11 protein-coding genes are annotated in these 12,566 nt (G+C 51.3%); all 11 read right to left on the bottom strand.

The window, feature by feature from the left end; translation table 11 throughout:
- Positions 1 to 9: 9 nt before the first annotated feature.
- Entirely contained in the window at positions 10 to 1,128 is a 1,119-nt protein-coding gene (gene wbjC / locus DM374_RS07220; RefSeq protein ID WP_110969249.1) for a UDP-2-acetamido-2,6-beta-L-arabino-hexul-4-ose reductase, read from the bottom strand.
- A 3-nt stretch (positions 1,129 to 1,131) separates the two neighbouring features.
- Positions 1,132 to 2,166, bottom strand: a complete 1,035-nt coding sequence (locus DM374_RS07215; RefSeq protein ID WP_110969248.1) for a polysaccharide biosynthesis protein — start codon at positions 2,164 to 2,166, stop codon at positions 1,132 to 1,134.
- Between the two features lie 9 nt (positions 2,167 to 2,175).
- Positions 2,176 to 3,528, bottom strand: coding sequence for a hypothetical protein (locus tag DM374_RS07210; protein WP_110969247.1), 1,353 nt, complete (start codon positions 3,526 to 3,528; stop codon positions 2,176 to 2,178).
- Between the two features lie 55 nt (positions 3,529 to 3,583).
- Entirely contained in the window at positions 3,584 to 4,627 is a 1,044-nt protein-coding gene (locus DM374_RS07205; protein ID WP_110969246.1) for a glycosyltransferase family 2 protein, read from the bottom strand.
- Positions 4,624 to 5,490, bottom strand: a complete 867-nt coding sequence (locus tag DM374_RS07200) for a hypothetical protein (protein ID WP_110969245.1) — start codon at positions 5,488 to 5,490, stop codon at positions 4,624 to 4,626. The genes DM374_RS07205 and DM374_RS07200 overlap by 4 nt, the downstream gene beginning before the upstream one ends.
- Positions 5,487 to 7,283, bottom strand: a complete 1,797-nt coding sequence (locus DM374_RS07195) for an ABC transporter ATP-binding protein (RefSeq protein ID WP_110969244.1) — start codon at positions 7,281 to 7,283, stop codon at positions 5,487 to 5,489. The genes DM374_RS07200 and DM374_RS07195 overlap by 4 nt, the downstream gene beginning before the upstream one ends.
- A gap of 4 nt (positions 7,284 to 7,287) precedes the next feature.
- Positions 7,288 to 8,403, bottom strand: a complete 1,116-nt coding sequence (locus DM374_RS07190) for a DegT/DnrJ/EryC1/StrS family aminotransferase (RefSeq protein WP_110969243.1) — start codon at positions 8,401 to 8,403, stop codon at positions 7,288 to 7,290.
- Entirely contained in the window at positions 8,400 to 8,864 is a 465-nt protein-coding gene (locus DM374_RS07185; protein WP_110969242.1) for an acyltransferase, read from the bottom strand. The genes DM374_RS07190 and DM374_RS07185 overlap by 4 nt, the downstream gene beginning before the upstream one ends.
- Positions 8,848 to 9,267, bottom strand: coding sequence for a sugar 3,4-ketoisomerase (locus DM374_RS07180; RefSeq protein WP_110969241.1), 420 nt, complete (start codon positions 9,265 to 9,267; stop codon positions 8,848 to 8,850). Before DM374_RS07180 ends, DM374_RS07185 begins: the two co-directional genes overlap by 17 nt.
- Positions 9,268 to 9,696: 429 nt before the next feature.
- Positions 9,697 to 11,043, bottom strand: a complete 1,347-nt coding sequence (locus DM374_RS07175) for a Wzz/FepE/Etk N-terminal domain-containing protein (protein WP_157969675.1) — start codon at positions 11,041 to 11,043, stop codon at positions 9,697 to 9,699.
- 161 nt (positions 11,044 to 11,204) lie between these two features.
- Complete coding sequence (locus DM374_RS07170; protein WP_110969239.1) at positions 11,205 to 12,263, bottom strand: LPS O-antigen chain length determinant protein WzzB; 1,059 nt, start codon at positions 12,261 to 12,263, stop codon at positions 11,205 to 11,207.
- Between the last annotated feature and the right edge of the window lie 303 nt (positions 12,264 to 12,566).

Below are 12,566 nucleotides of genomic sequence, written 5' to 3'. Positions count from 1 at the left end.
GACTAGCGCTTAGGCCTCGGTTCCCACTGGGCGTGCGTAGGTATCCGGGTGCTCACGATCAAAAATTTCATTGGCCCAGAGCATGACGATCATTTCATCGTCGCCGACATTGGTAACGTCGTGGGTCCAGCCGGGAACGGTTTCGACAATTTCCGGTTTTTCACCCGTCGTGTGCAATTCGTAAAACTCGCCGGACACGATATGGCGGAAACGGAAGCACGCGTGCCCCTTGATGACGAGAAACTTCTCGGTCTTCGAATGGTGGTAGTGGCCACCCCGGGTGATACCGGGAAAGGCCGTGAAATACGAAAACTGTCCGGCATCCTTGGTTTTGAGCATTTCGACAAAAACGCCCCGAGGATCGCCATATTTGGGAACTTCGTAAGTGAAGCGCTCGCAAGGCAGATAGCTCAGGTAAGTCGAATAAAGCGCGCGCGTCAGGCCTGTTCCTACCGCTTCGGTAATGATGGATTTGCGACTGTCTCGAAATGCATGGAGCTGTTCAGCCAGTTCACCAACCGTGGTTGCATACTGCGGGTTGACCTTGACGAATGGATCACCGGCCAGCTTACCCTCCATGACGGCTACAAAGTGGCTGACCACATCATCGATGTACACCAGGGTAACCGGCGCCTTCGGATCATTGATCGTAATCGGCAGGTCGCGAGCAATGTTGTGGCAGAACGTAGCCACTGCCGAGTTGTAGTTCGGCCTGGCCCATTTACCAAACACATTGGGCAGCCGGAACAGATGTACTGGTACCGCATGCTCGGCCTGCAGTGCCAGCAGGGCATCTTCAGCGCCCCGCTTGCTGCTCCCGTATGGATTTTCGAGCTCCGCCTGGCTGGACGAGGTATACAGCACAGGCACTTTGCGCCCACTGGCAAGCACGGCGTTGCACAGGGCTTGGGTCAGGTCGGTGTTCCCCACCTGGAGCTCCGAAGGATCCTGAGGTCGATTGACACCCGCCAGGTGAAAAACGAAATCGACTCCGGCTACCCGATCCGGAAGATCCGAAAGCGAATCGTCACGGGTGAATCGTACGACCTCGACATCGCTGCGCTCGCTCAGATGGGCGATCAGATTCTGCCCGACGAAGCCGTTGGCACCAGTAATCAGAACTTTCATCAATCACTCCTCTGGCGTAGCGTTCTCACCACGCTGGATGGCTCGCATGAAATCAAGTTTGAGCAGCAACTTCTGCATCCCGTCGACATCCAGACGCTCAGTATTATGAGAGTTGTAGTCTTCGGTACGGGAAATCTTGGTTTCGCCCTGCTCCACAAACTTCGCGTAGTTGAGGTCACGCAGGTCAGGCGGAACGCGGAAATAATCCCCCATGTCCTCGGCGCAAGCCATTTCCTCGCGGCTGAGCAAGGCTTCGTAAAGCTTCTCACCGTGGCGGGTACCGATAACCTGAATCGGATGCTCGGGCTTGCCAACCAGCGAAGTCAGCGCCTGGGCCAGCGTTTCGACGGTAGCAGCCGGCGCCTTCTGCACGAACAGGTCGCCGTTGTTGCCATGTTCAAACGCGTAGAGCACCAAGTCCACGGCATCGGCCAGCGTCATCATGAAGCGAGTCATGTTCGGATCGGTGAGCGTTAGCGCCTTGCCGGCACGAATCTGATCGATGAACAACGGAATGACCGATCCGCGGGACGCCATTACGTTGCCGTAGCGCGTGCCGCAGATGATGGTCTTGGTGTCGTCTACGACACGCGACTTGGCAACCATGATTTTCTCCATCATGGCCTTGGAAATACCCATCGCATTGATGGGGTAAACCGCCTTGTCGGTGCTCAGGCAGACTACACGACGCACACCATTCTGGATGGCCGCCTCGAGCAGGTTCTCGGTGCCAAGGACATTGGTCTTGACAGCCTCCAATGGGTGAAACTCACAGGAGGGAACCTGCTTCAACGCTGCGGCGTGGAAAATGTAGTCGACACCACGAGTGGCATTTAGAACGCTTTGATAATCGCGAACATCACCGATATAGAACTTCAGCTTGGAACTGGCATAGCGCTTGCGCATGTCGTCCTGCTTTTTCTCGTCTCGGCTGAAAATGCGAATTTCAGCAATATCAGTATCGATAAACCGCTTGAGCACGGCGTTGCCGAACGACCCGGTACCGCCAGTGATCAGCAAGACTTTCTTGTCAAACATAATACCCTCTCAAATATTAAACCCCTGATGCGCCGGTTCCGTGACGCTTCGAACCTGTCGCCGGGTTTTCAAAACACTATGCAACCACAATGCCGTCAGCACAAAGAAAGCGGAGAACGTTTCCAAGAACCCGAAGACCTGATTATTTGCAGGCATGAATACGACCATAACGGCAAATAAAGGAATCATCAGCTTGGCGTACAGGTTGTTGTCATCAATGATACTGACCCACAACTTTGCCAGGTAGAAGCCCAGTACCAGGCACCAGAACGCAACCCCGACAAAGTGATAGTCATTGGCGATATGGCTATAGAATGAATGCCACTGGGCGGTTTCTCCCCACCACGCATCGACCTTGTGCTGATAGGTCAACTCGGAGACATCGATTCCGGTCACCCACTCGAACTGCCGCATGAGAAACTGCGAATTGCCCACCCCGAGGGTACTGGTGAAATCCTGAGTCAAGGCCAGGGAAAATCCGTAATAGCCCTGAACGACGTAGCTTGAAAGCCAGACGAAGGTATACATCAGGAAACCGCCAAGACCATCACTCACATCGATTTCGCTGGTGACCTTGATATCGCCCAGAGGGGAAATGGATTCAATATAAGAAACATCACCGCCACGATTGAGCATCGAGTTCCCGAAGAAAACCACCGCGCCCAGCAAAGCCACCAAAGCCACGATGACGAAAAACTTTCGCTGAAAAAAGCCGAACCGGCCGTGATTGAAATAATTCAACAAAAAATATACCAACAACGACGACCCATAGAAAATGGCAAAGTCGAAGGCAGGCTTATTGGTACCCGTTGCCAGACCGGACAAAACGGGGAGGACACTTGCAAACAGAGCGAACAGGCGCGCGAGGGGGCCCATATTCCCCCAGTAGAAAACAAGAACAGGAATAATCAGGATCTTGGCCGGGGCGATGAAGAAGTAAAGCATGTTCATCAGCTTGTCCCCGGTATATCCAGCGTTCAAGACGATCTCCATCTTCTTGATATACTGCTCTTCTGGATTGGTTATGCCGTTGATCACATCATCCAGCAACCCGTAGGGGATAAGCTCTTCCGAACCCGTAATATTCCGGTGGCCGATCAGACTGGCCATGATCGAAGCAAAGATCAGCAGCCACACGAGCGCCCCGGAATACCGCTCATTATGAGGTTCTTGCTGTATCCGACGCCTACGGGTTTCGCAAGCTACAACATACCCCAACACCATGCTGATATGGTAAGAGAAGATAAAGCCCCAGAATAGCAGTGGGCTATCGAGACGATAGCTGACCGGGCCAAACTCGAAAATAAGCAAGGTTGTGCACAGGTAGAATTCGACCGCCAATATCGGCAAATAATATTTCACAACCCGCCCCTCTCCATCAGCCGGTCCACAGGCACACCTGCCAACAAGGTAGCTTTCAATGTTTTTCTAAGTTACGTAACTGTGGCAGTTGCTCAGCTACGCTAACCGCCATCTGGAACCGTTGGGCAGCACTCGTCATCGCGCTATAGTGCCGTGCATGTCTTGCTACATCAGGTGTGAATTCTGCTACCCGACGGCGGATCATCGGCATTTTTAAAATGCACTTCAGTCCGTAACTCAAAACGGCGAGATTACAAAGGCGCTTTATAAGCTTAGAGTTCGACTTGAAACACAACAAGCGATTCTTAAGCACCAGTCTGGAGAAAATTGACGTCTCTTTCCCTATCAGATAGTCATAGACCTTCTGGTGATCCTTGCAAAAACGGCTGGACGCCACGATGTACGTCGAGCCCGGAGTCCTGCGGTAGTAGACGAACACCTTGTTCAACAATTCGAACCTGGCATGCTCACTGGATTCAGCGATCGCTATCTGCAAAGGCCAATCCTCTACCACATCAAAACCTCCCACAAACTGCTGTACCGCGACACTCTTCAAGTGCTGGGCACCATAGAAAATGTTGGGTGCATTATTTACCGAAATACCTTTGAAGCGATTCAGCAGGGTATCGCCTTCATAAACCAAACTGCTAGCGACCATATGAAAGACATCAGAGTTTCGCTTCGAGATTACACCGTCAGTTAGATCCAGCGGGATACCTGAAACAATATCAGCGCGCGCAAGCTGCGGCGCACCTTCAAAGAGATTTTCATACGAATAGACGTCATCCCCAGCAGTAATTTTACAATACTGAGAGGTCAGTGCATTGACGATATTGCAAAAGCTCCGACAGGTCCCCAAATTCGATTCGTTATACAACCTGGTGACACTACAAAACAAACCTGCATTATCAGCGAGCCAAGCTTCGGCGAGCGCGACTGTTCGGTCTTTGGAGCAATCGTCATTGAAAATCAGCTGTATATCTATGCCCTGACCATAAGTATCGATCAAATATTTGATGCTCTCCAGGTGCTCGACTATGTAATCCTGATGATTATAAGCAAGCACGCAGAATGCAAAACTACGCACGGATACGGTCATTTGAATTTTCTACTCAGAGATGAGATGAAAAAATCCAAGGACTTGAACCCTACCATTCGATAGCCCAGCCAGAGGAATTTGAGCTTCCACGCTAGCGTTCGCTGCTCGAAAGCGCCTTCGACAGACATGCCACGAATACTCAAATCCATACCTAGTTTATATTTCAGATTTTTTGGCTCAACGACCTCGGCAACCCATTTCCCGCGATAGATTGCCCCACCTTTGGCGTGATTGTAATGGAATACGTCATCCTGCACAGTGGTAGGACAGTAAAAATGCTTTCCGTCGCCGTAGGTACGATAGCTACCATAGACCTCCCAGGCCCAAGGCGTGTCGATAGCGCCGGTGTATCGAATCAGATCCTTCCGCCGCCAAAGCGCCGGGGCGGAGTTCAGACGGTACGGAATTGTCGGCTCGATACGGGACTGACCGCACACGTCGGCACCAGGGAGGGTAGTGAGCTTCATGTTGGTCAGGTAGCAAACAGCGATGTCTCGATCAGCATCCATCATGCTGACAAGAGACATCAAACGACCACTATCCAGCGATGCCTCGAGAATAAAGTCATCATAAAGTGCGACGACGTACTCCGTCTTGATACTGTTCAAGGTTTCAAGAAGACGTTTGCCCCATTTGTCCTGCCCACTCTTGTCTTGAAAATTGTGAACGCTCAAGCGAGAAACTTCAAAACCAACAGACTGCGTCTCGGTATTGAGCACAATATCAACACTTCGATCCGGCCAATATTCTTCCAGTGCACTGAAAAATAGAGGCCACACATCACGATAGGCATCGCACGTATTGACGACAACGGTGACCTTGCTTGCATCCAACAATGAGTTTGGTTTCACATCGCTATTCATACGCCGCTTGCCATTTTATTGAAGTATGCATTGTGTTCGAACAAGTGGTCATAGGTACCCTGATCGACTACCCGCCCCTGCTCAATCATGAAAATCATGTCGCAGTTTTTAACGGTATTGAGTCGATGGGCAATCATGACGATCGTTTTCTTCCTGCCAAAATCCTCGATCGCCTCCATGATCATCTTTTCCGTGACACCATCAAGGGCACTGGTCGCTTCGTCAAAAAACAGGAATTCCGCGTCATTGTAAAGAGCACGGGCTATTCCAAGACGCTGGCGCTGGCCGCCGGATATTTGCACACCGCGCTCACCAATCTTCGTGGCGAAACCTTCAGGCAAGCCTTTCACCCACTCATCAAGATGAGCCAACCGTATGGCATTTTCCACCTTGGCCATATCAACGACATCGGCAGCAATCCCAAACGCGACATTCTCGACAATGCTTCCTTCGGTCAAAAATATCGATTGCGGAACGTAGCCCAGCTGATCTTGCCAACTGCGAATATTTTCACTATTGACAAGCTTACCGCCCACTCGAAGCTCGCCCTTGTCGGGTGAGATCAAACCCAACAGAACGTCGACAAGCGTCGACTTCCCCGAACCGGATGGACCAACAATGCCAATCACACTCTTCAATGGAAAAGCGAGACTTATATCATTCAAAGCCGCAGTGGGTTTATTGGGATACTGAAAACCAACTGATCTCAGCTCAACATGACCCGTCAACAAAAGATCGTCTGCCCGCCCAGCACTCGCGGCAGCAGCGGCAGCGCGCGCTCGCGCAAGATCTTTTTTTACCGAGTCGAAGGCAGACACGTTGCTCTTGACCTGGGCAACGCCACTGTAGATCTGCTGGAATGACGGCAACAACTTGAAGGCCGCGAGCCCGAACACTGCCAATACCGGAAGAATTGCTGACAGTTCTCCCTCGTAGAGTTTGAGCAGTATCAGAATAAGACCAACCATGCCGCTGTAGATAACAAACTCCATCAGGTAACGCGGCATATTGTACAGGCCATTGCTTGAGCCGTAGGCCCCGGCAAAGATCTTGCCGCTTTCCCGAAACTTGTGGATGAAGCTGTCCTCCCGGCCAAGCAGTTGAACATCCTTTATCGCTCCGAAGCCTTCATTCATCAGCGTGAAGCGCTCCTTGGAGACCTTTGAAATCAGCTTGCCATTTCGCGCCAGTCGACCCCGGACCGCGAAGAACAGCGAGCAATAGGTAACCAGAAAAACAAGCAAGCCAACCAGCGAGATAACCGGGCTGTAAAAAAAGATCGCGACGGACACGAACAAAGCCGCAATGATGCGTGCGTTGATCTGCACGAGGGGTTGCAGAATATGGTCAGTAATGCGGGTCGCCTCCGTAGCGATCTGCTTGGTCAACTGAGCACTGGTAGTGGTCGAGTGAAACAGAAAGTCACGGCGCAGGTAATACCCATAAAGCGCATCACCTATTTCCGCACCGGTTCTCGCTGCAAAATATGAAAGCTTCCACACTGTAATGACCGACAGCAGGGCCGAGATAGCCAGAAACACCAGCACCAGAACCCCGATGAAAAACAGAAACTCGATCGGGCTGCTCGCTCCGGATTGCACATAAACCTTATTCACAACCGCGTTGGTTTGGACAAGATCGATATTGCCAACCAAGGCCATGAATGGACCGATCGAGGCAATACCCACCACCTCTGCTATCGCCATCAGCACCACGAAAAACTGCAGAAAAAGAAAAGTCTTTCGCTGCTCCGGCGACATCAGCGCAATGAGTTCCCTGACTAACTTGATCATTGACCTACCTTACCGCATTGACTGCTGAGATCACGGTGCTCACATCCTTTTCGCTCATGACCGGGCTGATGGGCAGGCTGAGAACCTGATCATGCATTTTTTCCGTCAACGGGAGCTCAAGATTTACCATATCCGAATAAGCTTTCTGCTTATGTGGAGGAATAGGGTAATGAATCAGCGTGGCAACACCTGCTGCACTCAACGCAGCCTGTACTGCTTCTCTTCGCTCAGCCTTAACCACGTACAGATGAAACACGTGATTATCAAGCTCGGCTATGCTGGCAGATCTGGCGATAGGCTGAACGATGGCAGGGTTTTCAATATGCTGAGCATAGGCAAGAGCAATTTCCTTGCGCCGCTGGATTTCCTGATCAAGATACCTGAGCTTTACTCGAAGCATCGCAGCTTGCATCTCGTCCAGCCGACTGTTCACACCTTGATAAAGGTTTTCGTACTTCCTCTCACTGCCATAGTTGCCAAGTGCACGAATGATTGAGGCAAGTTCAGCATCATTGGTCGTTACAGCCCCCGCATCCCCCAACGCACCGAGGTTCTTTCCGGGGTAGAAGCTGAATCCGGAAGCGTGCCCCCAGGTTCCGGCCTTTTTGCCATCGATATGAGCCCCATGTGCTTGAGCAGCATCCTCCAAGACAAGAAGATCATACTGGCCAGCCAATTCCATGATGGCTGGCATATCGGCCAATTGACCATACAGGTGTACCGCCAGGATTGCCTTGGTACGGGGAGTAATCGCCGCCTTGGCGTTCTTCGGACAAAGATTAAATGTCCGTTCATCCGGCTCGACCAGTACAGGAACAAGGTTGTTCTCAGTAATAGCAAGCACGCTGGCAATATAGGTATTGGCAGGGACAATGACTTCGTCGCCATCACTCAGCTTGCCCAATTGCTTCCAGGCACGCAGCGTGAGAATCAACGCATCCAGTCCATTGGCCACGCCAATGCAATGCTCCACACCGCACCATTGCGCAAATTCTTGCTCGAAAGCCTTGACCTCGGAGCCCTGAATATACCAGCCGGAATCGATAACTTTAGCGCAAGCTTCGACCAGTGCATCACGATACTGCGAGTTGATTTTCTTCAAATCCAGAAAGTTGATCATTGCTCTACATACCTAATAACTTTTGCAGGGTTTCCTACAACGATTGCGAAATCGGGAACATCCTTTGTCACAACCGCCCCCGCCCCAACCATCGCGCGAACCCCGATGGTAACCCCTGGCAAGATCGTTGCATTGGCACCGATGCTAGCGCCCTGTTTTACTGTTATCCCAGTGAACGACTCGGGATACACCTTGGATCGAGGCATCGGATCATTCGTAAAAGTTGCATTTGGTCCGATAAATACATCATCAGCGATACGCGTACCGTCCCAGAGAAAAACTCCGGACTTGACAGTGACATTGTCACCAATCACAACATCGCCTTCAACCAAAGTGTGAGCACAGATATTACAATTACTGCCGATTACTGCCCCTGACAAAATAACACTGTACTGCCAAACGCGGGTATCATCGCCAATCGAAGAGCTTTTGACATCTGCCAACTCATGAAATTTTGGCATTTCCAACTTCCATAATGAAATCAGAATAATTACGAATATAGTCGGTTTCGTCATAGTGCTCGCTAGCTAGCACCAGAAGGATACAGTCCGGGCTGAAATCATGCATTTCACGCCATACGAGGCTTTCGATCACCAGACCTCGTGTGGGGCTATCAAGCCAAACCTCCTCTCGACGCGCACCATCATCAAGCACCATCTTGCACTTACCCATCACACATATAGCGACCTGGCTCAGATCGCGATGGGCGTGGTATCCACGACTGACATTTTCACCAGTGTGGTAGATGTAATAGACCCGCTTGATATCAAAAGGAACCGCCTTTTCCATGCCGATTTCCAATGCAACCAAGCTACCCCGCTCATCACCGAGGCTTTGAAAATCTACCCACTTGACTAAACTCAACCTATTCTCCTTAAATCAGGTCCGCCTGAAGACCCACTCCCTGCACCATCAAGAATCCATTGTGTCAACGACTCAGAAGGACTAAGTGCCTGCTCAGCTCAGTTCGACATAGCGACATACGCCATCAAAATGCCTTCACTCAGAACACATAATCACGGAATTGAGAGAATGTACCACAAGGTGCTCCCCCCTAGTACGCCGCTCAAGAGCTTAAAGCTACTCATGCCTAACGCTTCCAGCACCATGCAACACCTGAGCACATCAAGAGCAAGAGTTAGCACTTTAAATGCCTCAGATTTGACAACGAGCCGGCCTAAGCCAATGCTTCGCCATAGGGTGAAGCAATGAGTCAAGAGAGTCTTGATGGCTGAACGAAGCGCCACCTCAAGCACCTGTGGCGACGCTGTGCGAGAGTCGACCCGAATGAGGTCAGGTTCTTTCCAGGGTGTTTCGCTCATCCGAAACGATTTTCGCCACGGGCAGAATATGCCCGACTCCGGAAAAACGCAGTCTACGTGCCAGTTGCATTTCTCGCAGCAACGCCAACATGACACCGATGCAGCCACCCACCAATACCCCTAGGACGATGGTGAGAGGGCGATTGGGCTTGACCGGATTAGCAGAGGGAACAGCAGGTCGATCAATATCCACAATGGCCATGCTCTGGAAATCGGTATTGATCTTCTCCAGGCGCACCCGCTCAGCCCGCAACGGCTCCACACCACTCACAAAAAGCTCTTCGTTAACTCGCTTCTTGAGCACCTCGACCTGCCGGTTGGACTCCAACAGTTGCAGCTCTTTGCGAATTTCAGCGATACGCGGCTCGAAAGGATCGTCGGACTTGCGCTCACGCAGCGCTTTTTGTTCCGCTTCCAGGGCATTAGTGCCCATGAAATAAAGCGGAATAGCTTGATTATTGACTTCAGTACGGATCACATTTCCGCCGACAGCCGACTGCTCCGACATCGAAGAGGGGGTGGACGGATTCTTCAAGCCAAGAGAGCGCGCAACACTAATAGCCTCAGCCAATTGTGCAATTCTGCTTTCCCGCTTTTCACGAAGCTCTGTACGCAATGCCTTCAACTCGTCCTGCAACTGCGCACGCTTTAACGAGTCCGCTTCAAGCAAATTTGCAATATTTGAAGACTTTTCCATTTCATAAGCAGAAATGGCAGCACCAAGTTTAAGGTCAATTTCTGCCAAGCGGTTTCTAATGATAACACTCAAATCTTTTGAAATACTTGCACGCTCGCGTTCGATTACATACTTAACGAACTCGTTCAGTATTTGATCGCCGCGCACGCCTTCAGGGTATCTCAGTTCCAGGCCGACGTAATTACTAAGCAAATTCGTCTTTTTGGTATCTGGCTGTACAATCTTCAAAGACTTCTGATTGAACCTTTCGAATGCCTGTTCCGGCGCCAGACCAGTAACCTCGAATGATTTGAATAAATCTGGACGCGCCAAGAAAAAACTCAGGCGAGCATCGTAGGAGTCTAATGCAGCCCCCACCCGGGTCAGGGCCACATCTGGGGGCAGAGAGTAAACAGTCGAGCGATTCAACGCATCCAGCTCGTTGAGCGCAGCGGGACGCAAAATAGTGTTTGTTTCATACTCAGGCGTAGCGGTGAATGCATAGAAAACCGCAAGCCCACCCACGACAACGGTGCTGAGCGCCAACAAACGCTTCTGGCGCCACAACCCTGAGACTAAGGAAAAGAGATCATAACCGTCACGGTGATCGACAGAATTAATGCTGGAAGAAAGATTCGTCACGCCGGACACGCCTATGTGGTTATGAGTAATTCGCCCGGGTCAAGCGAAAATGCCCCAACTGCCTATAAACGGTACGTAACTGGACATTCCCTGTCGTCAGGCGACGAACCGGGGCAGTATGCCAGCTTAAATCCAGCTAATCCAGTGAAGCTCCTGCGGAGCTAAAGACCATGCCGGAGCATTTGCGAACGTTTCCACAAAAAGCTGAGCATCGCTAAAAACACCGCTAATGCTGCGCCCAACACCATACCCATCACGACAATAAGAACTTTTCTAGGCTTCACCGGATCATCCGGGATCTCCACAACTCCATCTTGCCGGAACACCGTTACGCTTTCTGGCTTGATGTCGAAGCTTGCGTAGTAGGCCATGAGAACCTGCTGCTGGCGAAGCCGCTCGATGAACGAGTCATCCGACTTTCTGGCCTTCAGATTTTCGATTTCGGCCTCGATAGCCTTGGCACCTCTCATATATGTCAATCCGCCCCCAATGCCAGCCACAGCCCCTTCGGCCGGGCTAGCGCTTATGATTAGGGGTTTCTCTAGGTCTATGGATTGCGCCACCCGCAACGCCTCCTCCAACTGCACGATCTGGTCCTCACGCTCCTTCTGAGCACTTTCCCTTAGCGCTTCGATTTGCTGACGGAGATTTTCAGCCTTTACCGACGCATCGCTCTTCAAATTCTTGATCAATTCGTCCTCAGCCATCTGCCCTGCCCGACCGGCATAGGCCTTAACCCATTCAGCAGCCATCGCACCATCGGAGGCGACCGCGCTCACAGAAAAACGGGTGGGATCATCCCTTCCGGCCTTGGCAACCGTCAAAGCGGAACTGAAACGAGTAAACAATGCATCTCGTGAGCTCTTTTTTTCTTCGCTGGAAAGCGACGGAAGGTAGACACTTTGGAAGAACGCCCTCTTTAAGGATTCCGAATGCAAGTGACGTATATAGATGTCATAAACATCCTTGACCTTGAGCAGTTCAAGACTACTGTCTGCGCCACGCCCGTAATTCAAGCTTGCAATATCATTGTGCGTGGGAGGCTGAAGATAAACCTTGGCTTCGTACTGCGGGACCGAGAAAAACACAAAGGCAACCGCGAGCATCACTATCGACGCGCCTACGGCGAACATCAGGCGCTTTTCACCCCACACCCCCTGAATCAACTCAACGACACCAATCTCCCCTACATCGCCCAAGCGCTCGCGTATTTTGCGCATTTTTTGTTATCCCTCAGACTCCAGCGATCCTCACACGGCAAAAAAGCTACCGCAATTCACCAACGAGGCGCACAAGCAGTGTAGCCTCGAAAGTCACCACCATCCGCCCCCATTCCTTTCTTGCCTTAGCTAACTGCTCCGCTTCAGAAACCCAATCCTTGACTTAGTTCCTGGGTACGCCCGGCCCGATACCTCAAGGCACCAGCACGCAGGCGCCAGGAATCTCGACCAGAGATGACCGACAGCTTCAGTCTCGATAACTGACTCTGGCTCATCACGGGCACTCATGACACGCCCCTGCGG

The sequence above is a fragment of the Pseudomonas huaxiensis genome (assembly GCF_003231275.1).
GTDB classification, from domain to species: domain Bacteria; phylum Pseudomonadota; class Gammaproteobacteria; order Pseudomonadales; family Pseudomonadaceae; genus Aquipseudomonas; species Aquipseudomonas huaxiensis.
This window is presented reverse-complemented; position numbering and strand designations above follow the sequence as displayed.

Coding starts and splice junctions, on each gene's coding strand:
- DM374_RS07185 (WP_110969242.1), bottom strand. CDS start 8,864: ATGCCAAAATTTCATGAGTTGGCAGATGTCAAAAGCTCTTCGATTGGC.
- DM374_RS07205 (WP_110969246.1), bottom strand. CDS start 4,627: ATGACCGTATCCGTGCGTAGTTTTGCATTCTGCGTGCTTGCTTATAAT.
- DM374_RS07170 (WP_110969239.1), bottom strand. CDS start 12,263: ATGCGCAAAATACGCGAGCGCTTGGGCGATGTAGGGGAGATTGGTGTC.
- DM374_RS07195 (WP_110969244.1), bottom strand. CDS start 7,283: ATGATCAAGTTAGTCAGGGAACTCATTGCGCTGATGTCGCCGGAGCAG.
- wbjC (WP_110969249.1), bottom strand. CDS start 1,128: ATGAAAGTTCTGATTACTGGTGCCAACGGCTTCGTCGGGCAGAATCTG.
- DM374_RS07215 (WP_110969248.1), bottom strand. CDS start 2,166: ATGTTTGACAAGAAAGTCTTGCTGATCACTGGCGGTACCGGGTCGTTC.
- DM374_RS07190 (WP_110969243.1), bottom strand. CDS start 8,403: ATGATCAACTTTCTGGATTTGAAGAAAATCAACTCGCAGTATCGTGAT.
- DM374_RS07200 (WP_110969245.1), bottom strand. CDS start 5,490: ATGAATAGCGATGTGAAACCAAACTCATTGTTGGATGCAAGCAAGGTC.